Genomic DNA, 24,468 nt, shown 5'->3' with positions numbered 1-24,468 from the left:
GAAGGCTCCGTGATTGTTTTATTTTAAACATCAGAACTGGGTAAATTCTTCGCGGCACAGAATACCCAATTGAGGGGGCGGCGGGGAAATCGGATTTCTGTATTGCTTCCAGATTAGGTCGAAACCGGAAGGCTTGCTGAATCTGCTCACCTTTCCAAAACACTCTTGTGTCAGAAAGGTGAGCCGTGGATAGGCTTGTGTTGCTTTCTCGTAGCGCAATGCTGCCCAGTAGGTTTATCAGTCGAGGCTGAAGTCAAAGTCCATTTCATCCCCGGGCGGCTGTACGTAATAGCCTTGGATGTAGTCCGTGCCGGTCTGCCACAGGGTGGGCAGCATGCTTGCCTGCTCCACGTGGGGAACGATTACCCGGGTGTCGATTTCCTTGAGCTGGCCGACGAGATTCACCAGCGCTTCGCTGTCGACCCCTTCATCCTGTACTTCGCGCACAAACGAGGCATCGATCTTGGCGATGTCCACTTTTACATGCTCCAGCGCCTTGAACGGGCTGAGGCCAGTGCCGAAGTGGCACACCGCAACCCGACAGCCCATTCCCTGCACCTGCTTGGCGAAGTCGCGGGCGGCGTGGAGGTTGCTGTTGATGTCTTCGGCGCGCAGCTGGAAAGTGACAGCATTGGGCGGCACCTTGGCGGCCTTGAAGGCAACGCCGAGCCACGCCGGCAGGCTGGTGTCCTTGAGGGACGCCGCAGTGAGGTGGATCAGTGTGGAGACTTCCTGATCCTTGGCGCGCTGCGCGGCGGCGGCCTTGATGGCATTGAGGATGATCCAGCGATCCATTTTCGAGGACAGGCCGGCATCGCCAAGGGCTTCAAGGAAAGTGATCGGTGAGAGTTCTTCCTTGCCGTCCACCAGGCGCACAAGCACCTCGTACATCTTCTCGCCGCTGCCCTGCAGGCTGAGGATCGGCTGGTACAGCAGCTTGAGGTTGCCGGCTTCCAGCGCCTGGACAACCCGGGCGCGGTGATAAGTGTTGGCGTCGCCCTGCTGGTCGCTGTCCGGTTCGTAGAGGGCGAAACCATTGCCGCCGTCTTTTTTCACCGCCTGTTCGAGGGCCTTGCTCGACTGTTCCAGCACCTTGTCGGCATTACCGGAGGTTTCGCTCAGCAGGGAGATGCCGATGGAGGCAGTGATATGCAGGGTTTTGCCGCCGCCTTCAAAAATGGTATCGGCGATTTTCTGCAGCAGTTCCCGGGAGCGCCCTTCGGCACTGTCCGGGGTGGTTTCCGGCATCAGCAGGCAGTAGCTGTCCTCACCGTAGCGGGCGACCACATCGCCGCGGCGGACACTGCTTTGCAGCAGTTCAGCGAATTTCTTGTGCAGCTGATCGGCGCCGGCGACACCCACCAGTTGCTGTACGGATTCTTCGAAACGGTCGATCTGAATCAGCATCAGGCCACCGGTGCGCTGGGAGCCAGCGGCGGACTGGATGGCACTGTTCAGCAGCTGTACGAAGCGCTGCCGGTTATACAGGCCGGTTGCCGCGTCGCGGTTCTTGGCCTCGCTCAGCTGTGCTTCCAGTTCTTCGGTGTTGCCACTGCTGGCGGCGATGCGCACCTGCAGGCAGCGCTCGTCGTCATAGACGGTGGACAGCACCTCGGCCTTGGTGGGCAGCGGGGTGCCACCGGCGGTTTTGGCGGTGAACTGCCACACCTGGGCTTCCACCTCGTTGTTGTTGATGGCGCACTGGCGCAGGAACTCCCGCGCGTCGGGCTGTTCGCCCTCGGTGAGCATGTCGATCAGTGGCTGGTATTCCACATCGTCGCGATCGCTGTAACCGAAGCGCTCGGCGAAAGAATCGTTCGCATAGACGATGAGGCCATCGGAGATATAGGCGATGGCATCTTTGGAGCTGTCGAGCAGTTCCTTGGCGCGGTTTAGCGTGGCGTTGTAGCGGCGATCGTGCAGACGCGCCTGGCGGCGTTCTTCCAGGGCCGCGAGTTCGCGCTGGATGACCAGCAGAAGGTGCTGGTCTTCATCGACGGTGACCACATCGCGGGCGCCGGCCTTGAGGCCTTCCACTACCGGCTGGGAGCCTGTGCGCTCCGTGAGCAGGATGGCGGGGACGTCTTTCTGCAGTTTGTTGATGGTGCGGATTGCGGTGGCGGCTTCGAGCTGTTTGCTCTGCTCGGCGGCGATCAGCAGATCCCATACGTGCTCCTGCAGGAGCTTGGTGAGGGCTGCCTCGCTGGCGACGTGCTGGGCCCGATTGGGGCGGCCTGCGTTGTGCAGCATGCTCACCAGTCGCTGGGATTCGCCGGGAGCGTCATTGATCAAAAGAAGGCGGATGGTGTTTTCGCTGCTCATTGTATTCCTGTTGTACTGCGTCGCGGCGGCGTTATGTAATTCTGTCGTTTGTTATACCGCTTCCATGCCGTACTTGGGACTCCACTGGCGATTGCCGGACAACCGTCAGCCAATCCGGGAGGCCGCGAACCGGATAGTGTAGGCCGCGTAAATCCGCATTAACAAGTGCAAAGTCGGCACTGGATCACACACTTTTCGGAAGTCGCAGAAAATTGACGGTTCTCGCGCGGACTACCTCAGGAAAACTCGAAAATCGAGAAGCTGCCGGTGGCGAGTGTCTGCTTGTGCAGGGTAACCGATCGCGTCTGCCCGGCGTTGATGATGTCGACGGTATCGCCGGGCTGAAACAGGGGCGCTGGCAGTATCAGTTCCGCGGCCTGTCCGGTGTGGCCGGTAAGCAGGCCAACCATGGGATCGGTGCGACGGCCGTCGCGGGAGTAGCGGCGCACGCGCACCGCGCTGGTATGGCCACCCAGCAATTCAACCCCGCTGCGGCACTGGTCCGGCAGTCCGAACTGCCAGCGCACCAGCGCCAGCTCCCAGTGATCCTTGACGCGCAGCGCAATCAGGTCGCCGGTCTTCAGGCGACCGCGGCAGTCGGGCGGCATTCTGAGGCCCGCACCGCTGGCACTGCTGTTGAGCAGGGTGGCGGGGATGGGCTGATAACGCTTCTGCACGCCGTCAGAATTGCTTTTACGGGATACCGAAGGGGCGCTGGGTAATGCGCGGGAGGATTGATCGTGCAGCGAAACCTCGTAGTCCTTCAGTGGCCGTCCGGTGCGGAAATCAATGGTATCCACTTCCATGACCAGGCTGTCTGCCGCGGGCGCGGCGAAGGTGTTGGCCAGCTCCGGGGCTTCATCACCGCCGTTTTTGAGGTGGTGCCCGATGGCGCTGAGCCCGGTAACGACCTCGCAGCGGATATTGACCGGAGTGCGCTTTGTTTCACGGGATTTCCCCCCCGCCCAGGTGTCCTGAACCCGGTGCAGTACATCTGGCGAAATCGCGCCGGGGCGATGCAGCCGGCGCTGGAGTTGCCGCAGTGGATTGCTCAGGTCGATGGTCCAGCCCAGCGGAGCGGAAAAGTACTTCATATCCACATTGCTGTGCTGCAAGCGCACCGACGGGATCGGTGGCTGATCCAGGCGCAGGCTGGCGAGTAGTGTTTTCAGGGAGGGGGTGACCCGCTCCAGCAGGCGCGCGCCGTTGGCCCAGCGGGCACAGCACAACCACAACTGCAGTTGCTCCTCGACGGTAAGCTGCAGTGGATTGGCACTGGCGAACAGTGCGCTGTGCAGATAGGGCTGGGTGAGCTTTACCCAGCGGTGTGAGGTCAGTGATGCCGCGCTGCCGTTGTTTTGTGCCGTGGGCCTGTCGGCGGCCAGCGGGTCCAGCACCCGCCGCTGATCCAGTTTTTGTTCCCTTGCCAAGGCGACCAGGCGCTGTATGCGTGCCCAGCTGCCCTTGGGTGGCGCCAGATAAAAGTGACTGCTGATCTGGATCAGGCGCCGGTAACTGTCGATACCCCGGTGCAGTACCCGCGCCAGGCGGCGGCGGTAAAACAGGGTATGGGGTTCGGACAGGAGCTGTACACAGATACTGCTGTAGGCCTGGGCGAGGTGCTGGTAGAGAATGACGGCGGTGAGCAGGTCCCGTCGTTGATCCGGGGTTTGCACGACACTGCCGCTGCGATCCCGGGCGAGCTGCAACAGGGATAACTCGCTGGCGTGGCTGGCGATTACCGGCCGCAGGACCTCAAGGGAGGCCAGGCGGATTCTGGCGGGTGCGGTCCAGCGGGTGATTTCGGCCAGCAGGCTGCGCAGGGTGCCCGCGTTGCGCTGGAATGATTGCTCCGGTGCGTTTTGTTTCAGGTAGCTTTGCAGCCAGCGTTTCAGCTGGCGGTGGTTGTAGCAACCGCAGGTGAGTGCATCCAGGTCCCGTGCGCCCGGGGAGAGCTGGTCGAGGATTTTGGCCGATGCGGGGCCATTCGTCGGCGACGCCGGCCGATCCGTTTCACCGGGTGAGCGAAGGCCGTCCGCTAGTGGCTCTGCGGGGCTGCGATATGGGGGTTGAGTACTGGCGGGTGTCCGCTTGGCTTCACTGCCGGACCGGGCTTGCTGCCCGATTGTTTTTTCTTCTGCTTCCTGCATCACAATAACCGGGGTTTGACTCCCTGCAGTATACGAGGCGCTGCAGTTTGCACAAACGTGCCGGTTGAAATAGGTGACGAAAGTGTCGGTTATTTTGCAATAAAATCCGAGAAAGTTCGCGTTCTTAGCGCGTATTAGCTCTTTAGGGCTGGCTCCCGGCCATTCAGGCGGGTCGCCTCAAAGCGGAGTTTTGGATTTTTCTGCGGGTATTTCGCGCACCAGTTTCGGCACCAGATACCCGGGCAGTCGCTGGCGCAATTGCTCGACCAGCGCACGGGCGCGGGCATCGCTTACCTCGAAGTGGGCGGCGCCCTGCACGCGGTCGAGCTGGTGCAGGTAATAGGGCAGTACCCCGGCGTCGAACAGGGTCTCGGACAGGTCCGCGAGGGCCTGCTCGCTGTCGTTGACACCTTTCAGCAGTACCGACTGGTTGAGCAGGGTGACCCCGGCTGCCCTGAGCTGGCCGAGGGCGTTGCGCACCGCCCCATCGATTTCGTTGGCGTGGTTGCAGTGCAGCACCAGCACCGGTTTCAGGTGACTGCCGGTAAACCAGTCGAGGAATTCCCGGTTGACCCGGGACGGTGCCACAATCGGCAGGCGGGTGTGGATGCGCAGTTTGTCCAGGTGGGGGATTGCTGCCAGTTCGCCCGCGAGCCAGCCGAGCTGTTTGTCGCTCATCACCAGCGGGTCGCCGCCACTGAGAATGACTTCCCTAAGATCCTGCTGGCCGCGGATATAGTCCAGCGCCTGTTGCCACTGGCTGCGGTTCAGGTGGTTGTCGCTGTAGGGGAAGGCGCGGCGGAAGCAATAGCGGCAGTTGACGGCGCACTGGCCGGCGGTGATCAGCAGCAGGCGCCCGCGGTATTTGTGGACCACACCGGGTACCGGGTTGGCAGCAGCTTCCTGCAGTGGGTCGTCGCTGAACCCGGGAGTGGGCTGCAGTTCTCGCGCACTGGGCAATACTTGCAACAGCAGCGGGTCCTGTGGGTCGCCGGGACGGATTCGGCTGAGATAGGGGCGCGGTACCCGCAACTGGAACAGTTCCCCGGCCGCTTTCAGTTGTGGCAGCTGTTGCTGGTCCAGCTGCAGCAGTTCGAGCAGTTCCTGCGGGTCGCTGACCAGGTCCGACATCTCTTCCTGCCAGCGGCGTTCGACGGACGGCTGCGGGCTGTCGGTCGCGATTTCCGTTGCGGTGATTTCACGGGTGGGCTGGCGGTGCTGTATCATATGCGGCTGTTTTTTGGCGCGGTCGGCGGCGGTACTGCTGTTGTGACGGGTATGTTTGCCCGTATCCCGGTGAGGGGCGCGCGAAGTTTAATCAATTTGACGGCTCAATGCTGATATTTCGAGGAACTCATGGCTAGTTATTCCACTAACGAATTCAAAGGCGGTCTGAAGGTAATGCTGGACGGCGACCCTTGCTCCATTGTGGAGAATGAGTTCGTGAAGCCCGGTAAGGGCCAGGCGTTCAACCGTGTGAAGCTGCGCAACCTGAAGACCGGCCGGGTCTGGGAACGCACTTTCCGTTCCGGTGAGAGCCTGGAGTCTGCGGATGTGATGGACCGGGATATGGAATATCTCTACAACGATGGCGAGTTCTTCCATTTCATGGAGCCGGAGACTTTCGAACAGCATCAGGCGGATGCGAAGGCGGTTGGCGATGCGGCCAAGTGGCTGAAGGAGCAGGACATTTGTGTCGTGACTCTGTACAACGGTGCACCGCTGGCGGTGACCCCGCCGAATCATGTGATTCTGGAAATCACCGATACCGATCCTGGCCTGCGCGGTGATACTGCCCAGGGTGGCAACAAGCCGGCGACCCTGTCCACCGGTGCCGTGGTGAAGGTGCCGCTGTTCCTGGAAATCGGCGAGACCATCAAGGTCGACACCCGTACCGGTGAATACCTGGGGCGCGCCAAGGAAGACTGATCTTTCCTGGATTGCTGATCTCAAGGGCGGATACTTCTGTATTCGCCCTTTTTCGTTGCGCCCCGTGGGCTCCGGTCTTCTGAGCCCCTGGCGGCAAAGCACTGGGTGCAGCTTTTCGAAACCGCTGTGAATACATCCCTGTACGCTGCGTCAGCGGCGTCCATGCCGCTGACGCTTTCGAAAAGCTGCACCCAGCGCTTTGCCTTCAGTTCTGAATACGTGCCTGCTGGCGACTAAACTCATCATCTATCGATTACGACGCTACCCTCAATGTCTGAATCCAACTGGCGCCCCACCGCCCCCCTGGAAAACCTCCGCCGCCGTGCCACCCTGCTCGCGGATATCCGTCGTTTCTTCAGCGAACGCCAGGTGCTGGAGATGGAGGTGCCCACTCTTTCCCGTCGCGCCACCAGCGACCCGCATATCGACTCGATTGTTGCCGATTGCAGCGGTAACGCCGCGTATCTGGCGACCAGCCCGGAATTTGGCCTGAAGCGTCTGCTGGCGGCGGGGATGGGGGATTGTTATTACCTGGGCAAGGCGTTCCGCAATGGCGAGGCGGGAGGGCGGCACAATCCCGAGTTCACCATGCTGGAGTGGTACCGGGTGGGCTGGGATGACCACCGCTTGATGATCGAGGTGGGGGAGCTGTTGTCCTGGCTGCTGCGGATTTCAAAAGTGCGCTCGTACAGTTATCGCGCGCTGTTTCTGCAGCACCTGGACGTGGACCCGCACCGGGCGTCTTTTGAGGAGCTGAAGGCGACGGTGGCGAAGGTGCTGGAGTTGTCGTTTGAGCCGGCGGGGCGGGATGAGTGTCTCGATCTGTTGATGAGTCACCATATCGAGCCAAATATGGGGGAGGGGATTTCGCTGGTTTACGATTTTCCCGCGACCCAGGCGGCGCTGGCGCGGGTGGAGGACGACGAGCTTGGAGTGCCGGTGGCGCGGCGGTTCGAGGCCTATGTGGGTGGTATGGAGCTGGCCAATGGTTACTGGGAATTGACCGATGCACCGGAGCAGCTGCGTCGCTTTGAGGCGGATCACCGCTATCGGGAGGATAACCACAAGCCGGTCCATCCGTTTGAGGAGCGCCTGGTAGAGGCGCTCGAGGCGGGCATGCCGGATTGCGCGGGGGTGGCGCTGGGGGTGGATCGGTTGTTGATGCTGGCCAGCGGCGCCAGCCGGATCGACGAGGTGATTGCCTTTCCCATCGAGCGCGCCTGAGCGACGCGCTCTGGGTTATATGATCTGGACTATGCGCTCTTGCGGCCGTCGCTCAGGTCGCTGTTTTCCGCTGGACCGTTCGGGATATGCGCGCTGCCGCGCTCCGGCGTGAATTCGTAGTGGGCTACTTCGCCCACGGCATAGAAGCCGGCGTTCAGCCACAGATCCTGTTGATCCTCGCCGACCAGGGCCACCACGTGCTTGTGGTGGCTGTGGGTCACTTCGTTGACCAGATGCTGGAACATGGCCCTGCCGATACCGCGGCCGCGGTGTTCTGCCAGGGTGCCGAGGTCGTAGAAGCCGAGGGAATCGGGGGAGGAAAACAGGCAACCGGTGGCGACGGGGGTGCCCTGGTATTCGCCGAGGAACAGTTTTAGGCGGCTGTGCTTGTGTTCCGGGAGCTCGGAGAGCTGCTGGTAGAATTTCTTGATCTGCGCGTTTTCGCGCGGGTTGCCCTGCATGGCAACTATCAGGTCGCCGTAGGCGAGGATGCCGTCCGCGGTGGTGACCGCCTTGATTTCCAACCCTTCCAGTTGCACTTCTTCCGCGGCTAGCTGTTTTACTTCCGACGCCATGGCGATCTGCGGCGCCTTGCGTATCAGGTGCAGCTCGGCGAGGGCCTCGTCATCTAGGGGCTTGCTGGCGCAGTGCCACAGGGAAAAGGGGCTGTGCCGCTCCGCAAAGTAGTCCACCACAAAGCGCTGCAGGATACGCGGCTGCATCACCGAGTTGCTGACCACCTGGTTGAAGCGGCTGCTAAGCAGCCCACTGTCGGTGCGCAGCAGGCCGGTGATTTCCTTGCTCTGTTTGGGGTTCAGGAGGTCTGCGCAGTACCCGGCTTTGTTTTCCAGGTTGCGGCAAACGAGATTTTTCGCGCTGAGACTGTATTTCATGGTTACAGAATAGTCCTGCCGGTTGATGGCCGTATCTATTGTTCGCAACCTGTGACAGCAGAATCAGCGCAAACGATCCACCTGGGACAGGGCACATTGGTTCATGGACAGCGCCGGCTGGTCGCAGCTGGCGGTGCCGATGACCTTGGCGGGCACGCCTGCCACCAGCGCTTTCTCAGGTACGGCTTTCAGTACCACGCTGCCGGACGCGATCTGTGAGCAGCGGCCGATTTCGATATTGCCGAGGATTTTGCTGCCGGCGCCGATCAATACGCCGCAGCGCACTTTCGGGTGGCGGTCGCCGGATTCCTTGCCGGTGCCGCCGAGGGTGACGGACTGCATGATGGAAACATTGTCCTCCACCACCGCGGTCTCGCCGATCACGATCCCGGTGGCGTGGTCCAGCAGGATGCCCTGGCCGAGCTGCGCTGCCGGGTGGATATCCACGCCGAACACCACGGAAATACGGTGCTGCACAAACAGGGACAGGGAGCGGCGGTTCTGTTGCCACAGCCAGTGGGCGACGCGCCACGCTTGCAGGGCATGGAATCCCTTGAAGTACAGGAAGGGTTCGTACAGGGAGTGGCAGGCGCTGTCGCGTTGCTCTACTGCGGCCAGGTCTGCGCGGGCAGCAGCGCCGATACCCGGATCCGCTTCCAGGGCTTCGTCGATGACTTCGCGAATCAGCAGCGCAGGGGCTACCGGGCTGTCGAGTTTGTTGGCGAGGTGGAAGCTGAGCGCAGATTCCAGCGTGTTGTGGTTGAGAATGGTCGCGTGCAGGAAGCTCGCGAGAATCGGTTCCCGTTCCACCTGCACCGACACATCCTTGCGAATGCCACTCCACAGCTCGTCCTGGTCCACTCGGGGCTTTAGCTTTTCCATCTGAATAAATTTCCTTTGCTGTGGATCACACGGCGCCGAGGGTGAGCGTTGGCTCCTGCAGCGCTGATTGCTGTTCCCGGAGGGCCAGAATATGTTCCGCCCAGTAGCGCGGGGTATTGAACCAGGGGAAGGCAATGGGGAATGCCGGGTCCTCCCAGCGCCGTGCCAGCCAGGCCGCGTGGTGCATCTGGCGCAGGCAGCGCAGGGGCTCCACCAGTTGCAGCTGGGCCGGATCAAAAGGGTAGAAGGTCTCGTAGCCTTCCACCACCGCGTCGAGATAGGCGGTCTGTTCCGCGCGGTCACCGGAGATCAGCATCCACAGATCCTGGATCGCCGGGCCATTGATACAGTCGTCCAGGTCTACAAACCACGGCGTTTCGTCCCGCCACAGGAAGTTGCCGCTGTGGCAGTCGCCGTGCAGGCGGATTTGCTTCCAGTCCTGCTCCAGTACCGGCGCAATCTGTTCAATCAGGTGCGCGGTGGTGGTGGCGTAGGCCTCTACATTCTCCCGAGGAAGGAAGTCGCCGCTGAGAATGAACTCCCGGCTGTCGATGGCAAACCGCTGCAGTGACAGTTCCGCGCGGTGTTGAAAAGGCCGCGTCGCACCGATGGCGTGAATCCGCCCGAGCATGGTGCCCACCTGTTCCAGGTGATCAAAATTATCCAGCTCCACCTGGCGCCCGCCGCGGCGGGGAAACAGGGCAAAGCGGAAGCCGTGCGCCGAGTGCAGGGTGTCGCCGTTGATTTCCAGCGGCGCGACCACTGGCACCTCGGCCGCGGCCAGTTCCAGCGAGAACTGGTGTTCCTCGCGGATCTGCGCGTCGCTCCAGCGCCCGGGGCGGTAGAACTTGGCGATCAGCGGTTGCGCCTCGTCAATTCCCACCTGGTAGACGCGGTTCTCGTAGCTGTTCAGAGGAAATATTCGGGCGTCGGACAGCAGCCCAACACTCTCCACGCAGTCGATTACCCGATCCGGGGTCAGTGCGTCGTAAGGGTGTGACGATTCGGTCATGGCTGCGCTCCGCTAAGCTTCGCAAAGCTCTGGTCATAAGGGGGCGCTATGCTAACGCGGTTGCCCGGTGCCGCCAAACGGCAATATCCACAGGGCGGGGCTGGAACAGCTTGGGGGGCAAGGCTCCCGGAGCGCGCGGCGCCCCGGGACGGTCAGGCGAGTTCAATCCGCCGCGGTCTGCGGCCCGATAATTCCACTCACTTCAACGATCTTGTCCGCGGGAAAACCGCCCAGCTTGGCGTGCTTGGCGATGATTTCTTTGTTCGGGGCCTGGTACACGCAGTAGAACTTGTCTTCCGCGACATAGCTCTGCTGCCACTGGATTTCCGGCCCCAGGGATTCGAGTACTGCGCGGGATTTCTGCGAGATGGATTTGAGTTCTTCCGCGGTCAGTTTCTGTGCCCCGGGGATAGTGCGCTCGATGATGTACTGGTGGTTTTCGGCCGCAAAAGTGGCCAGGCTGCACAGCAGTAATACGGCAGTAAAAATGGAACGTCCCATGGTCATTTTCTCCGTTGGTTGAGTGACCACCGAGGTCCGCCGGTGGCCTGGGAGGTATCCAAGCAGTGCGGTGAGCGACCGGCAATGAATTGCGCCTGATCTTTACCTGAACTGGGGAATGCCGTTAAATCAAAGGCTTAGCGGTACACATGAACCGCGCCACGGGCGCGGAAATCCCTGAGGGCCCGGTTCGGGTGGTGTATGACGACGCTGCAATTCGGAGAATTTGAACTCGACTGCGATCAGCCTGTGCTCGCCCGGCGCGGCAGGCCGGTGAATGTGCAGGAATTGCCGCTGCGTCTCCTCGTCCTGCTGGCAACCCACCCCGGTGAACTGATGACCCGGGAAGCCTTGTTCCAGCACTTCTGGCCGCAAGACACCAGTGGCTTGCTGGATGACAACCTCAATACCCTGGTGCGCAAGTTGCGCCAGGCGCTCAATGATTCCGCACGCAGCTCCCGCTTTATCGAGACGGTACCGAAAAAAGGCTATCGCTTTATTGCGCCGGTGATCTCCGTGGCGCAGCCGATGGAGGCGCTGGTGGAAACCGCGCCCGCGCAACCTCGCAAACAAATCCGCCCCCTGGCCCTAGCGGGACTGTGCATCGTGCTGTTGGGGAGCCTGTCGCTGTTGCTCTATTCGCAACTTCCTCACTTGCTGTCGCCTCCTGTAGAGCGCGCACCCCTCAGCTCCGTTGCGGTGATGCCATTCGTGAATGCCAGCGAGAACAACCAGCGGGATTATTTCAGCGACGGGCTGGCGGACGACCTGCTCAGTCGCTTATCCGGGTTCAAGGGGTTGCGGGTGGTGTCGCGGACTTCGTCCTTCGCGCTGCGCGGCACCGAGCTGGATGCGCGCAATATCGGCCAGCGGCTGGGGACCGATGCGCTGGTGGAAGGCAGTGTGCGCAGGGACGGGGAGCAGCTGCGTATCAATGTGCGGTTGGTCGATGCCCGCGATGGTTATCAGTTGTGGTCGCGCAGCTACCAGCGGGAACTGACCAATATCTTTGCGGTGCAGGAAGAGATCGCACAGGAGATTGCCGGGGCACTGGCGGGGGAGTTGCACGGCGCAGGCGAGCGCAACGCAACGGTAAGCCGGATTCCCCCGGCGGCCTACGATAACTACCTCAAGGGGCGCTTCTACTGGCACAAGCGTTCGCAAAGTGGCCTGCTTGCCGCGGTGGATTATTTTGAGCAATCCATTGCCATGGCGCCTGACTATGCGCCGGCCTGGGCGGGGTTGGCGGATGCCCTCGCGGTGTTGGGTTTCTACGATTACCTGGCGCCGTCGGAGGCATTCACCCGCGCGCGCGGTGCAGCCCGCCGGACACTGCAGTTGGATCCTGCCAATGCGTCGGCAGAGGCCAACCTGGGCTACGTGGCCCTGTATTACGACTGGGACCTGAAGCAGGCCGAATCCCATTTTCTGCAGGCGATTGCGTTCAAACCGGATTCCTCCAAGGCGCATCAATGGTATGCCAACCTGCTGGTGGCCGCCGGTCGTTTTGGCGAGGCGGAGCGGGAAATGCGCAGGGCCACGGAGCTCGATCCCCTGTCTTTGATTGCCAATGCCGCGCTGGGCTGGGTGCTGTATCACGCGGGGCAATACGATATGGCACTGGAACAGCTGGCGCTGGCGCAGGAACTGGATCCGGATTTCGAGCTGGTTTATCTGTGGCGCGGCTGGACCCTGGAAGCCATGGGCGACCTCGATGGTGCCAAGGCTTCCCTGCAGGAAAATGTATCCCGCTCACAGGGGAGTGCGATCGGCGTGGCATCCCTGGCGCGGGTGCTGGCTCTCGGTGGCCAGGCCGCAGAGGCGAGCGCGCTGCTCGCCGGACTCGAGTCTGGGGACGGGTATATCCCATCCTACGAAATGGCAAAGGCCTATCTGGCCCTCGGGGATCTGTCGGCGGTAGCTCATTGGCTGCAGCGGGCGGCTGCGCAGAATTCCCATTCTATGGTGTTTCTGAACGTGGACCCGCAGCTGGCGGACTTCCGCGAAACCGCTGCCTACACGCCGCTCGCCGAGCAGGTGGCCTCCGGCCATTGATCAGCCGGAGGCGAGAGGTTTACGCTTTTCAGACGGTGATCTTTTCCAGCGCCAGGCTGCCGATGGAGTAACCTGCGCCGAAAGAGCAGATCACACCCTTGCTGCCCACCGGCAGGTCGTCGCTGTTGAGATTGAAGGCGATCACCGATCCGGCACAGCCGGTATTCGCGTACTCGTCCAGTACGATCGGCGCCCGCTCTGGGGTGGCGTCGTCGCCAATAAGCTTTTTCGCGATCAACAGGTTCATATTGATATTCGCCTGGTGCAGCCACCAGCGGTCAACCGCGTTGGGTTCGAAGCCCAGTTCCTGCACCTGGCTTTCCAGATGTGCTGCCGCCATCGGGCACACTTCCTTGAATACCTTGCGGCCGTTCTGGCGGAACAGTTTGCCCTCGCCAAAAGGATCCACGTCTGCCGCACGCGAGGTATAGCTAACGTTGGAGCGGATATTGTTGGAGAACACGGTCTTCGCCTTGGTGCCGAGAATCTCCCAGGCGTTATCCGCGTTGCAGGTGTCCCTGCGCTCCACCACCGTGGCGACTGCCACATCACCGAAAATAAAGTGGCTGTCGCGATCGGTGAAGTCCACCTGAGGCGATGCCAGCTCCGGGTTGATCACCAGCACCGCTTTGGCGGAGCCAGAGCTGATGGCATCCACCGCGCGCTGCAGGGCAAAGGTGGCGGAGGAGCAGGCCACTTCCATGTCAAACGCGAAGCCGTCAATACCCAGTGCGCCCTGAATCTCGATGGCGATGGCCGGATAGGCGCGCTGCAGATAGGAGGCGCCGACGATTACTGCGTCGATGTCTTCCGGTTTCTTGTTGGCTTTTTCCAGCGCCAGTTTTGCCGCCTTCAGACCCATCTCCGCCTGCAGGCACAGCTCGTCATCGGCGCGCTCCGGCAGATAGGGACGCATGCGCTCTGGGTCGAGGATGCCCTCTTTACTGATTACGTAGCGGCTTTTGATACCGGATGCTTTCTCGATAAATTCTGCGGAGGAATAGGGCTTCGCCTGTAGCTCGCCGGACTCGATCGCATCGGCGTTTTCACGGTTGTACTTTTCCGCAAAGGTATTGAGCGCCTGTACCAGCTCTTCATTGCTGATGGCGTCCGGTGGCGTCCACAGTCCGGTGCCGCTGATCACGATGCCGCGGGGCATTTGGAATTCACTCATGTTCACTATCCCATCATCCTGTGCTGTTCACCTGTGGAGGCGCGCGGCCGGATCAGGTGGACTTCTTTTATAACGTTAGCAGCCGGTGGATTTTTGCGCAGCCGCCAAAAAGGGCGACTATTGTGCCGATAGTGGTCATGCCGGTCTACAAACAGGCACGGCAGTACCGTTCGGTCATCGGGGAGGATTGGCTGAGTGTTAGGGGGTTCTGGCCAGCGCGTAAACGCTAACGCGGATTGCCCCCGCTGAGCACAGGGCCCGGGCGGCCACTTCCACGGTGGCGCCGGTGGTGATGACATCGTCCACCAGGCCGATATGCAGGCCGCTGACCGCCGGAGTGGCGTTAAAGCTGTCGGACAGGTTCTTCAGGCGCTCGCTGCGGCGTAATTCCTGCTGGTTGCCAGTGGCAGTGACCTTGCGCAGGGCGCGGTTATCCACAGGAGTACGCCAGTGGTGACCCAGGGTTTCGGCGATCAGTTGCGCCTGGTTGTAACCCCGGGAGAGCTGTTTGCGCCAGTGCAGTGGCACGGCTACCAGCAGGTCTGGCCGTTCCGATCCCGGATCTAGCTGTTGCGCAGCCAGTTCGGCAAGGGTGCGTCCGGCGGCCAGGTCCCGCTGGTATTTGAAGCGCTGGATCAGCTGTGCCACCGGGTAGGCGTAGTACCAGCAGGTGCGGCTGGAGAATTGTGGCGGTGGCTTTTGCAGGCAGCGGGGGCAGTGGCGATCGGCGGGATTTGGCAGGGGCAGTGCACAGCTGGCACAGGCGTGGCCAAGGGCTGGTAGATCCCTGCGGCACGGGGCGCAGATTCCGGCGTCGATATCCCCGCCGCTGCGGCACAGGACGCACACCGCCAGCTGGCGATCTATCGAACGCTCCAGAAGCTGCCCCAGCAGACGCATGACCATTCTTCTCCTCCCTGATTCTCCCGGCCGCACGTATTTCTCCGTGTGCGGCCATTCCCGGTCGTCGGGACCTGTAAACCTGAAACGGTTCTGTTGGTTGACAGCCAAATGGCCCCCGCTAAACTGGCTGCCTTGATGGAAACCCGGTTGTACAACCGATCCCGGCGCCGCAACCAATCCGTTCCCGCGCCCCCGAGGAGAGTAATTCCTGTGACTGCCAACCCGCAAATGCCCCAAGCCACTTCCGTTTACGGCGAGGTGCGCCATGACTGGAGCCGCCAGCAGGTCCTGGACCTGTTCGCGCTGCCGTTCAATGACCTGCTGTTTACTGCCCAGCAGGTGCATCGCCAGCACTTTGACGCCAACCGGGTACAGGTGAGCACCCTCTGCTCCATCAAGACCGGCGCCTGCCCGGAAGATTGTACCTACTGCCCGCAGAGTGCCCGCTACGACACCGGTCTCGAGCGCGAAAAGCTGATGAAGGTGGAAAAGGTGGTGGAAGAAGCCCGCGCGGCCAAGGCCGGTGGCGCCACCCGCTTCTGCATGGGCGCCGCCTGGCGCTCACCGAAGAAAAAAGACATGCCCTATGTCACCCAGATGGTTAAAGAGGTCAAGGCGCTGGGCCTGGAGACCTGTATGACCCTGGGGATGCTCACCGACGAGCAGGCCAAGGACCTGGCGGACGCCGGTCTGGACTACTACAACCACAACCTCGATACCTCCCCGGAATACTACGGCGAGATCATTACCACCCGTACCTATGAAGATCGCCTGACCACCCTCGGCAATGTACGCGCGGCGGGTATGAAGGTGTGTGCCGGTGGCATCATCGGTCTGGGTGAAGGAGAAAAGGATCGCGCCGGGCTGTTGATGCAGCTGGCAAACCTGCCGGACCATCCGGAATCCGTGCCCATCAATATGCTGGTGAAAGTGGCCGGTACTCCGCTGGCAGAAAACGAAGACCTGGACCCGTTTGAATTTATCCGCTGTATTGCCGTGGCCCGCATCATGATGCCGAAATCCCATGTGCGCCTGTCTGCGGGTCGCGAGTCCATGAACGACGAGATGCAATCCCTCGCATTCCTCGCCGGTGCCAACTCCATTTTTTACGGGGAAAAACTGCTCACCACCGGCAACCCGGAAGCCAACAAGGACATGCAGTTGTTTGCGCGCCTCGGTATCAAGCCGGAGGAATACCAGCAGTACCAGGACGAAGCTTCGGTAGAGGCGGACCTGCAGGCGCAGATCACCGAGCAGCAGAACGATCCCTTCTTTTACGACGCCGCCAAGGCGTAACCCCGGTCAGCGGTTTTGACCACGAGTCTCCAATCCTACGTACAGCAGCGCCTCGACGAGCGTCGGGCGCAGCAGCTGTATCGCGAGCACAAGATCCTCGCCGCGGCACCCAATCCGGCCGCGGTGGTGGATGGCCGTGAACTGATTACCTTCAGCAGCAACGACTACCTGGGGCTCGCAGCGCACCCGGAGGTCATCCGTGCGCAGCAGCGCGGCGCCGAGCTCGGTGCCGGTGCCACCGCCTCCCACCTGGTGAATGGCCACCTAGAGATCCACCAGCAACTGCAGCAGAAAATTGCCGAGCTCACCGGCCGCGAAGCGGCGCTGTTGTTTGGCAGTGGCTATATGGCCAATGTGGGGGTAATCGGTGCCCTGGTGGGGCGCGGTGATTTTGTGGTGCAGGATCGGTTGAATCACGCATCACTGATCGATGGCGGCCGCCTGTGCGGCGCGCAGTATCTGCGCTTTGCCCACAACGACCTCGATGCCCTGGAGCGACAGTTGCAGCGCGCCCGTTCACAGTGTGGTGACGGCGGAAAAATCCTGCTCGCGGTGGACGGGGTCTACAGTATGGACGGTGACACGGCGCCCCTCGCAGAAATGGCTGGCCTGTGCGAGACCTACGACGCCTGGTTGATGGTGGACGAAGCCCACGGGTTTGGCGCCATGGGCAGTGTGCAATTCCCCTGTGCCGGCAGCGTTGCCGCCGCCGGGCTGGATCAGGATGCCGCGCCGGTGGTGATGGGCACGCTCGGCAAGTCGGCGGGCAATGGCGGCGCCTTTGTTGCCGGTTCCCGCGAACTGATCGATTACCTGGCCCAGTTTGCCCGCACCTACGTGTACACCACTGGCATGCCGCCGGCAGTGGCGGCGGGCAGCCTGCGCGCACTGGAACTGATGCAGGAACTGCCGCTGCAGCAGACCCTGAACGAGCGCATTGCCTATTTTCGCGTGCGCGCGACAACACTTGGCCTGTCTCTGGAAGACTCCACTAGCGGAATTCAACCGCTGGTGCTCGGCTGCGAAAAGACCGTGCTGCTGGTTGCGGAGCGGTTGCGACAGGCGGGGTTTCTGGTCGGCGCCATACGCCCACCCACGGTGCCGGCGGGCACCGCGCGTTTGCGGATCACGCTTTCAGCGGCGCACTCGGAACCCCAGATTGATGCATTGCTGGCTGCGCTGGTGGCGGCACTCGAAAGCGTGGAGTTGCCCGCATGAATGCAATCCGGAATATCGCGCTGATACACGGCTGGGGAGGGGACTCCCGCTGCTGGCAGCCGCTGCTTGAAGCCATGGGCACAATGGCGCAAGCGGTGCACTGTATCGACCTGCCGGGTTTCGGCGTGCGCGCGGCACAACCGTGGCCGCAGACCGAACAGCTTGTGGCAGAGCTCGAGGCGCAGTTGCCGGAAGACTGCCTGCTAATGGGCTGGTCCCTGGGCGGAATGCTGGCGGTGCAACTGGCCGCGCGCTCGCGCAAAGTGCGCGCGCTAGTGACCATCGCCGCGAACGCCAGTTTCAGCGAGCGCGACCAGTGGCCCGGCATGCCGCAAGCCGTATTTGAAAATTTCTGTGTAGCGCAGCAACAGCAACCGGAAAAAAACTGGCAGCGCTTCTGCGGACTGGAGGCGCGCGGCGATAGCGAAATGCGCGGCCTTCTGAAAACCCTGAAAAGCTGGCAGCCCACCGAATTTCCGCTGAGCTGGAATCGCTCGCTGACCTGTCTGGGAGAGCTCGACAATCGTCATCTGCTGCCGGCACTGGAAATACCCGCATTACATATCTTCGGCGAACAGGATGCACTGGTGCCGGCTGCCGCCGCACAACAGCTGCGCAACCTGAAGTGTCCGGTAACCATGGTGCAAGGCGCGGGGCATTGCCCGCACCTGAGCCGCCCGGCGGAAGTGGCAGCGCTGGTTAAAGGTGTGCTCGACGAAGGCGAATCTGTCCCGCTGGATAAATCCGCGGTAGCCCGGGCATTCGGGCGCGCAGCCCACAGCTATGACGCCGCGGCGCATTTGCAGCGCGCGGTATGTCGCGCGCTGCTAAATCGCTTTGACGGGCAGTGTAAGCCGAAGCGAATTCTCGATCTCGGTAGTGGCACCGGTTACGGCAGCGCCCTGTTGCGCAAGCGCTTCCCGGATGCGGAAATCATTGCCCTGGACATTGCGCCGGCCATGCTCGCGTTCGCGCGGGAAAACCGCCCCCAGGCCAACGCATATATTGCGGCCGATGCAGAACAGTTACCGCTGCAGGATGGCTGTATCGACCTGGTGTTTTCCAGTTTCGCGTTGCAGTGGTGCTACAAGCTGCCGCAGCTGTTTGCCGAGATACAGCGTATTCTTGCCGACGACGCGCGGGTGCTGATTTCCACTCTGGTCCCGGGCACACTGCAGGAACTTGAGGACAGCTGGTCCGCGGTGGATGGGGATATGCACGTGAACCGTTTTCTGCCCGCCAGTAATTGGCAACAGGCCTGCGCGAGCAATCAGTTGGGCGGCCTGTTGCATATAGAGCAGCGGGTACTGCACTTCGATACGGTATCCACGTTGATGCAGGAGCTGAAGAGTATCGGCGCGCACAACGTGAACCGCGCTGCGGGCAAGGGTTTGCTCAGTCGGGCGCGCCTGCGCCAATTGACCGAGGCCTACGAAGCAAAACGCACCGACTCGGGACTGCCGGCGACTTATCAGGTGTTGTATCTCAATCTTGCCCGGTCGGTCATGGGCGCCGCTGCACAGCCGGAATTCAGCAACCTGCACGTGGCAACGGGATCGGATCCCGCCTGAATTATTCCCCTTTTATATCCAGTTGCTGGCGCTGACAGTAAGCTCAGCCTTCCGGCAAAAATGCCACTACGCGGGTGGGACCGCCGCTGCCACCGCGGATCTTCATCGGCAGTGCGATCACGGTAAATCCCCGGTCCGGCAGTGCCTCCAGGTTTGCTACATTCTCCAGCGCCGGGATATTGTGCCGGAACAGTATCCGGTGGGTTTTGAACAGGCGCGAAGCGCCGTAATCAATGCTCGGTGTGTCCAGCCCCACGGCCTTGATCTTGCGTTTTTCAGCAAGGAATTTTGCGGCCTCTGGGGCCAGTCCGGGGAACTGCAATTTCTCCACTGCCGCCTCGCCCCGTTCCGCGGTGCCCATATATTTCACCGGATCCGGCCAGTAACGGGCACTACCGGTATCCAGCAGCACGATACTGTGGGCGGGAATTTCCCCGTACTTTTTTTCCCAGCGCTCAATATCCGCAATGGAAATCAGGTAATTGCGATTTTTGCCGATGCGGTCCGCCACGCGGATCACGATTGCGGAACCGATCAACTGTTCCAGTGGCAGCTTGTCCACGCTGAGCCTGCCGCGAGCAAAATGTACCGGCGCGTCCACATGGGTGCCGCCGTGTTCCGCTGCTGCGAGGTTATAGGCGGAGTAGAAATATCCCTTGTCGGTTTCACCGTCGAAAACCGTGGACTTGGCAAACTTGTCCGCGGTGGGCCAGTAAATGGTGTCGTCGGCAAAGTCGTGGGAGAGATCCACCCAGCGTCCGTTGCCAAACAGTTCCGGCTGCGCCTGTGCGGGGATATTCCATCCGAGCAAGAGCATTAACAGTGACACTGTTTGCAGTAGGCGTGGCAAAGCAGGCATGAAAACCTCCCTGTTTTCTGCGCACTGCGTATTCGGTGGCAGGTGCTTGAACCCGGGCGCCCAGCGGCGGATAGTAGTCCGCCGGAAGCAAGGCGGGCTTCCGCGCAAACCCGCCATTCACGGAAGCCTCGATACTTGAAAGCCTATACCAAAGCGAAGCCGCTGCCAGCGGATTTTATCCGCGCACTGGTGCTGTCACGCCAACAGGTACAACACCCCTGGACGGGAGATGTGGCCGGCCTGGTGGAACATCTTGGCGCGTTACAGCTGGACGCCATACAGGTCATCACCCGCGCCCATCACCATCAATTATTCACCCGCCTGCCGGGATACCGCGAGGCGCAGCTGGCGGATGCAGAGCAGGCGCGACAGGTCTTCGAATACTGGTCTCACGCGGCTGCCTACCTGCCGATGAATCACTACCGGTTCGCGCGGGTTCGCATGGACAGAATCCGCGAAGGTCAGAAACACTGGTTTGAAAAAAATCACCGGCTTTGCCGCTTTGTGCTCGATCGTATCCGCGCCGAGGGACCGCTCACCGCCAGTGATTTCGTGCGCGCCAAGGGCGGCTGGTGGACATGGTCGGATGAGAAAAAGGCACTGGAGCAGTTGTTCCATGAAGGCGAGCTGATGGTCAGCCGCCGCGAGGGATTTCAGAAGGTATTCGATCTGCCGGAACGGTTGTTGCCATCTGGCGTGGCGGTCTCCACCGCGACTGAACGGGAATACGGCGAACAGCTGGTACGGGGATTCCTGCGTGCGCACGGTGTGGGACGGGTAGAGGAAATGCACTACCTGCGTCGTCCGGACAAGGAGCTGGTAAAGAGCGCGGTGGCGGCAATGCTGAAAAGCGGTGAGCTTGTCCCCGCTGGCGATGAGTTGATCCTGGCAGTGGACCGGAAGGCGGATGTGCCGACGCCGCGGCGTATGGTGCGCTTGCTGTCACCATTTGATCCGGTGGTATTACAGCGCAAAAGACTGAAGCGCCTGTTTGATTTTGAATACCAGCTGGAGTGCTACGTGCCCGAGGCAAAGCGTCGCTTCGGCTACTTCTGTCTGCCGATTCTTTACCGGGATCGGTTTGTCGGGGTGGTGGATTTGAAAGCGGATCGCGCTGCCGGCGTATTGCGGATCAAGGCGCTGCACTGGCGGGAGCCGCCCACAAGCGGCCTGGAGACAGGGTTCAGCAAGGCGCTCGGCGACTTCGCCCGCTTTCACGGACTGATCGCCGAGCCGGTATAGGTCTTATACCTGAACGTTTACACCTGAACTACTACGTACACTTCACGGCCGTCGCGCTGGGTGGGCATAAAGTAGTGGCCGCCGTAGCGGTAGTACTGGATGCCGTTGATCACTTCAGCGGTGTAGCCGGCGGGCAGTTCATTGACTACCTGGCCGGGGGCATAGGCCGGCTGGGTTGCTCCGACCACGGGGGCACTCGCCACCACGGTATTAGCCGGCGGCGGCACCACCACATAGCGGTTTGCCCGCGGCTGCCACTGGTAGTAGGAGTTGCCGTACTGGTAATAGGTGAACCCGCCGATCTGCACGCGCACTGCACTGGCCGGCAGGGTGAGTACTGCGGCACCCAGGGGAGCCTCCACAACCACGTAGCCGGTGGGCGCCGGGCGGTAGTAATAGCCACCGTGGTAGTAATACGGGTTACCACCCACAGCCATGGTCATATAGCCGGCAGGTAGAATGGGTACGGTGAAGCCGATGCCGATACGCGGCCCATGGAAGCGCGGTCCCCAGTAGCCACGGTGGCGGTAGCCATGACGGTATCCGTGGCGATATACAGGTTTGTGGCCGTGATGGTGACCGCGATGCCCCGAATGCGCGTCAGCCGGAGCTGCAAATGCAAAGGACAGCAGTGCAGCGAGACCTGTGCTGAATAAAAGGAGTTTGACCGTGTTTCTCATTGATCCCCCGCGAGCGAGTACTTACTATCTGTGCAAATAATAACCGTAATCATCGATCTGCGCTACGCAATGACCGCGATTTACCGTTAAGAATTGTCAGCTCGTCGCGCCAGTTATCCACAGACTGCGGGCCGCTGTGAATAACTGGACGGCCGCCCGAGTGGGCGCGTGGTTCCCCTGTACCGCCCGCTACTCGGGGTGACGGTTGCGCTGCACGATGCCCATCAGTTTGTAGAGCAGCTGCGCGGCGCCAAATTCGTAGGCGTGGAAGCCCTCGATGGGCGCAAATTCCAACAGGTCGAAGCCGATGATTTCCCGCTGCTTTGCCACGGACTCGAACAGGTTGAGGGTCTGGTACCAGCCGAGACCGCCGGGTACCGGGGTGCCGGTGGAGGGGAAGACCGACGGGTCCATGCCATCGATATCCAGGGTAAAAAACACCTGTCTGGGGAAGTCGTCCGGCAACTGGATGGACTGTACCTGGTTGGGCACCAGCTGGTGGGCATCCATATAGCGCACGTTGTACTCGCGGCGCGCTTCCATCTCTTCTTCACAGTAGGCGCGGATACCCAGCTGGTAGAGGGGCACGCCGGCCTCGCACACCAGACGCATGACGCTGGCGTGGCTGTGCTTGTGCCCTTCGTAACGGTCGCGCAGGTCGGCGTGGGCGTCGATCTGCACTACGCCAAAGTCGGTATAGCCGGCATCCAGGTAGCCTTTGATGATGCCCCAGGTGACGGAGTGTTCACCGCCGATACCCACGGGCATTTTCCCCAGAGTGAGCACTTCGCGGGTGGCGTTGGCGATATTGTCCATCACCTGTTCGGCCGGCCCGGTCACGTCTACGGCTTCCCGGGTGTAGATGCCGAGGTCGCAGGGGGTGGAGAAGTTGTCGAAGGTTTCCAGCTGGTGGGACGCTTCGATGATGGATGACGGCCCCTTGCCGGTGCCGCCGCCGTAGGAGACGGTTTCCTCGTAGGGGATCGGGATAATATGGAACAGGGCGTCCTCGGGCTGGGGCTGCTCGATTTCGGAGCCGAGGAAAATGTTGGGGTCTTCTGTATGCATGATTCTAGCTCTGAGGTCGGCTCTGGGTGGCCTCGGTTAACCTTCTGTGGCGGCGGAGCACCGGGTGCGGGTTTTCAGGACCGCTGTGAACCCATCCCTGGGCGCTGCGGCGCAAACATCCTGTTTGCGACGCTCCTGAAAACCCGCACCCGGCACTCCGCCTTAGCATTGGATTTATGTACTTCGTAGTTTCAATCGTTTAAGCAAGCGTTCTAACAAAGTACGTGGAGTAAACGTTAAGGGGAAGCACCGGACTCGATTCGAGCGATAGGCGGCGGGCTAAGATAGAATCAAGAAAGCCGATTCTTGAAGTCCTCATAGCCAAACTCTTTTACGAGCCGAAGCTCGTCGCTATCAGAATTCCACAACGCAATCGAAGGCAGTGGAATCCCGTTGAATGTGTTGGTTTTGACCATGGTGTAATAGGCCATTTCCTCAAACACAATCCGATCACCGATATGCAGCGGCTCGGGAAAGCTGTATTCGCCAATCCTGTCGCCTGCCAGACAGCTCTGCCCGCCAAGCTGATAGGTATGGGGCAGCTCTTCCGGTAGCGAGGCACCGGTGATCTCCGGGCGATACGGCATCTCGATTACGTCCGGCATGTGGCAGGTGGCGGATACATCCAGAATTGCCTGCTGCTTTCCGTTCCATGTCAGGTCAACTACTTCGCCCACGAGTACACCGCAAAAGAGTGCAACCGCCTCGCCCGGCTCGAGATACACCTGAACATCGTGTTTCTCGGAAAACGCCTTCACCGCGGTAATAAGCTCTTCCACCTGATAGTCGCAGCGGGTGATATGGTGGCCACCACCAAAATTGATCCACTCCAGCTGTGGAATCAGGTCGCCGAACTTTTCTTCTACTGCTTTGATCGTGCGTTCAAGAGGTTTGAAATCCTGCTCACACAGGGTGTGAAAGTGCAGGCCGCTGATACCCGTCAGGTCTTCGCCTTCAAACAGCGAGCGCACGATACCCAGACGCGAACAGGGTGCGCAGGGATCGTAAATTGCGGTGTGCCCCTCGGAGTGCTCGGGATTAATACGCAGGCCAAATCGTAGTTCCGGACGTTTCTTCTGCGCATCCAGACAGGTCTGTTTGTAACGCTTCCACTGTGAAAATGAATTGAAAATCACATGGTGTGCGAAGCCCAGGATTTCTTTCAGCTCCTGTTCCTTATAACCGGCACTGAATACATGGACCTCTTTACCGAGGTCTTTTCCTCCGTACTCCTCGAAACCGAGTTTTGCCTCGTTAATCCCACTGGCACAGGTGCCGGAAAGGTATTCGGCAACGATGTGACCGACACTGAACATGGAAAATGCCTTGAGCGCCGCCAGCACTTTTGCACCGCTGCGCTTCTGCACATCCGCCAGTACTTCGAGATTGTCGCGCAGGGCAATCTCGTCCACCACGAAACAGGGCGTGGGAACGCGGCTTGGGTCGAAATCGCCGAAATAATCTTTGCGGGGCGTCAGATCCATTTAAC

20 protein-coding genes are annotated in these 24,468 nt (G+C 60.9%); 7 read left to right on the top strand and 13 right to left on the bottom strand.

Translation table 11 applies throughout. The features are described from left to right. Positions 1–237: 237 nt before the first annotated feature. From HUW35_RS04980 to epmB, 3 genes are all read right to left on the bottom strand, one after another. Positions 238–2,322 carry an EAL domain-containing protein gene (locus HUW35_RS04980; RefSeq protein WP_181254524.1) on the bottom strand — a complete coding sequence of 695 codons (2,085 nt, stop codon included), beginning with the start codon at positions 2,320–2,322 and terminating at the stop codon, positions 238–240. A 236-nt stretch (positions 2,323–2,558) separates the two neighbouring features. Further along, a complete protein-coding gene (locus HUW35_RS04975) occupies positions 2,559–4,472 on the bottom strand; it encodes a hypothetical protein (protein WP_181254523.1) in 1,914 nt (637 codons plus the stop codon). Positions 4,473–4,649: 177 nt separating this feature from the next. Beyond that, complete coding sequence (gene epmB / locus HUW35_RS04970; RefSeq protein ID WP_181254522.1) at positions 4,650–5,699, bottom strand: EF-P beta-lysylation protein EpmB; 1,050 nt, start codon at positions 5,697–5,699, stop codon at positions 4,650–4,652. Between the two features lie 129 nt (positions 5,700–5,828). On the opposite strand from epmB, the gene efp reads away from it, so the two are divergent. Beyond that, positions 5,829–6,401, top strand: coding sequence for an elongation factor P (gene efp, locus HUW35_RS04965; RefSeq protein ID WP_181254521.1), 573 nt, complete (start codon positions 5,829–5,831; stop codon positions 6,399–6,401). Positions 6,402–6,671: 270 nt separating this feature from the next. Then, complete coding sequence (epmA, locus tag HUW35_RS04960) at positions 6,672–7,625, top strand: EF-P lysine aminoacylase EpmA (RefSeq protein ID WP_181254520.1); 954 nt, start codon at positions 6,672–6,674, stop codon at positions 7,623–7,625. Positions 7,626–7,654: 29 nt separating this feature from the next. Here epmA and HUW35_RS04955 read toward each other — a convergent pair whose 3' ends face one another. From HUW35_RS04955 to HUW35_RS04940, 4 genes are all read right to left on the bottom strand, one after another. Beyond that, positions 7,655–8,518: a GNAT family N-acetyltransferase gene (locus HUW35_RS04955; RefSeq protein WP_181254519.1), complete on the bottom strand. Its 864-nt coding sequence runs from the start codon at positions 8,516–8,518 to the stop codon at positions 7,655–7,657. Positions 8,519–8,581: 63 nt separating this feature from the next. Next, on the bottom strand, positions 8,582–9,400 hold the full coding sequence (gene cysE, locus HUW35_RS04950; RefSeq protein ID WP_181254518.1) for a serine O-acetyltransferase: 819 nt from the start codon (positions 9,398–9,400) through the stop codon (positions 8,582–8,584). Between the two features lie 25 nt (positions 9,401–9,425). Then, positions 9,426–10,412, bottom strand: a complete 987-nt coding sequence (locus tag HUW35_RS04945; protein ID WP_181254517.1) for a serine/threonine protein kinase — start codon at positions 10,410–10,412, stop codon at positions 9,426–9,428. A gap of 162 nt (positions 10,413–10,574) precedes the next feature. Then, on the bottom strand, positions 10,575–10,913 hold the full coding sequence (locus tag HUW35_RS04940) for a DUF4242 domain-containing protein (protein ID WP_181254516.1): 339 nt from the start codon (positions 10,911–10,913) through the stop codon (positions 10,575–10,577). Between the two features lie 201 nt (positions 10,914–11,114). Here HUW35_RS04940 and HUW35_RS04935 point away from each other — a divergent pair, with 201 nt between their 5' ends. Further along, the gene (locus HUW35_RS04935; RefSeq protein ID WP_181254515.1) at positions 11,115–12,968 is read left to right on the top strand and encodes a winged helix-turn-helix domain-containing protein; all 1,854 of its coding nucleotides are present in this window, start codon (positions 11,115–11,117) and stop codon (positions 12,966–12,968) included. A 28-nt stretch (positions 12,969–12,996) separates the two neighbouring features. On the opposite strand, the gene HUW35_RS04930 is transcribed toward HUW35_RS04935, so the two are convergent. Together HUW35_RS04930 and HUW35_RS04925 are read right to left on the bottom strand one after the other, a co-directional pair. After that, a complete protein-coding gene (locus HUW35_RS04930; protein WP_219932650.1) occupies positions 12,997–14,142 on the bottom strand; it encodes a beta-ketoacyl-ACP synthase III in 1,146 nt (381 codons plus the stop codon). 198 nt (positions 14,143–14,340) lie between these two features. Next, the gene (locus HUW35_RS04925; RefSeq protein WP_181254514.1) at positions 14,341–15,048 is read right to left on the bottom strand and encodes a ComF family protein; all 708 of its coding nucleotides are present in this window, start codon (positions 15,046–15,048) and stop codon (positions 14,341–14,343) included. Positions 15,049–15,273: 225 nt separating this feature from the next. On the opposite strand from HUW35_RS04925, the gene bioB reads away from it, so the two are divergent. From bioB to bioC, 3 genes are read left to right on the top strand one after another with little or no spacing between them, the layout of a single operon-like run. After that, the gene (bioB, locus tag HUW35_RS04920) at positions 15,274–16,341 is read left to right on the top strand and encodes a biotin synthase BioB (RefSeq protein ID WP_181255543.1); all 1,068 of its coding nucleotides are present in this window, start codon (positions 15,274–15,276) and stop codon (positions 16,339–16,341) included. Between the two features lie 15 nt (positions 16,342–16,356). Further along, the gene (gene bioF / locus HUW35_RS04915; protein ID WP_181254513.1) at positions 16,357–17,559 is read left to right on the top strand and encodes an 8-amino-7-oxononanoate synthase; all 1,203 of its coding nucleotides are present in this window, start codon (positions 16,357–16,359) and stop codon (positions 17,557–17,559) included. Beyond that, the gene (gene bioC, locus HUW35_RS04910; protein WP_181254512.1) at positions 17,556–19,130 is read left to right on the top strand and encodes a malonyl-ACP O-methyltransferase BioC; all 1,575 of its coding nucleotides are present in this window, start codon (positions 17,556–17,558) and stop codon (positions 19,128–19,130) included. Before bioF ends, bioC begins: the two co-directional genes overlap by 4 nt. Before the next feature lie 43 nt (positions 19,131–19,173). Here bioC and HUW35_RS04905 read toward each other — a convergent pair whose 3' ends face one another. After that, positions 19,174–19,989 carry a cyclase family protein gene (locus tag HUW35_RS04905; protein ID WP_255463502.1) on the bottom strand — a complete coding sequence of 272 codons (816 nt, stop codon included), beginning with the start codon at positions 19,987–19,989 and terminating at the stop codon, positions 19,174–19,176. Between the two features lie 135 nt (positions 19,990–20,124). Here HUW35_RS04905 and HUW35_RS04900 point away from each other — a divergent pair, with 135 nt between their 5' ends. Further along, positions 20,125–21,231, top strand: a complete 1,107-nt coding sequence (locus tag HUW35_RS04900) for a winged helix-turn-helix domain-containing protein (RefSeq protein WP_181254511.1) — start codon at positions 20,125–20,127, stop codon at positions 21,229–21,231. Between the two features lie 17 nt (positions 21,232–21,248). Here the strand turns inward: HUW35_RS04900 and HUW35_RS04895 are convergent, their stop codons facing one another. The 3 genes from HUW35_RS04895 to nspC all read right to left on the bottom strand — a co-directional run bounded on the left by HUW35_RS04895 (position 21,249) and on the right by nspC (position 24,463). Beyond that, a complete protein-coding gene (locus tag HUW35_RS04895; protein ID WP_181254510.1) occupies positions 21,249–21,911 on the bottom strand; it encodes a DUF6515 family protein in 663 nt (220 codons plus the stop codon). A gap of 189 nt (positions 21,912–22,100) precedes the next feature. Then, entirely contained in the window at positions 22,101–22,979 is an 879-nt protein-coding gene (gene speB, locus HUW35_RS04890; RefSeq protein WP_181254509.1) for an agmatinase, read from the bottom strand. Positions 22,980–23,269: 290 nt separating this feature from the next. After that, positions 23,270–24,463 (bottom strand): carboxynorspermidine decarboxylase, encoded by a 1,194-nt coding sequence (gene nspC, locus HUW35_RS04885; protein ID WP_181254508.1) that lies wholly within the window; start codon positions 24,461–24,463, stop codon positions 23,270–23,272. Between the last annotated feature and the right edge of the window lie 5 nt (positions 24,464–24,468).

The organism is Microbulbifer sp. YPW1, from assembly GCF_013367775.1.
Classification (GTDB): Bacteria; Pseudomonadota; Gammaproteobacteria; order Pseudomonadales; family Cellvibrionaceae; genus Microbulbifer.
Note: the sequence above shows the minus strand (reverse complement) of the source record. Positions and strands in the feature narration are given on the sequence as shown.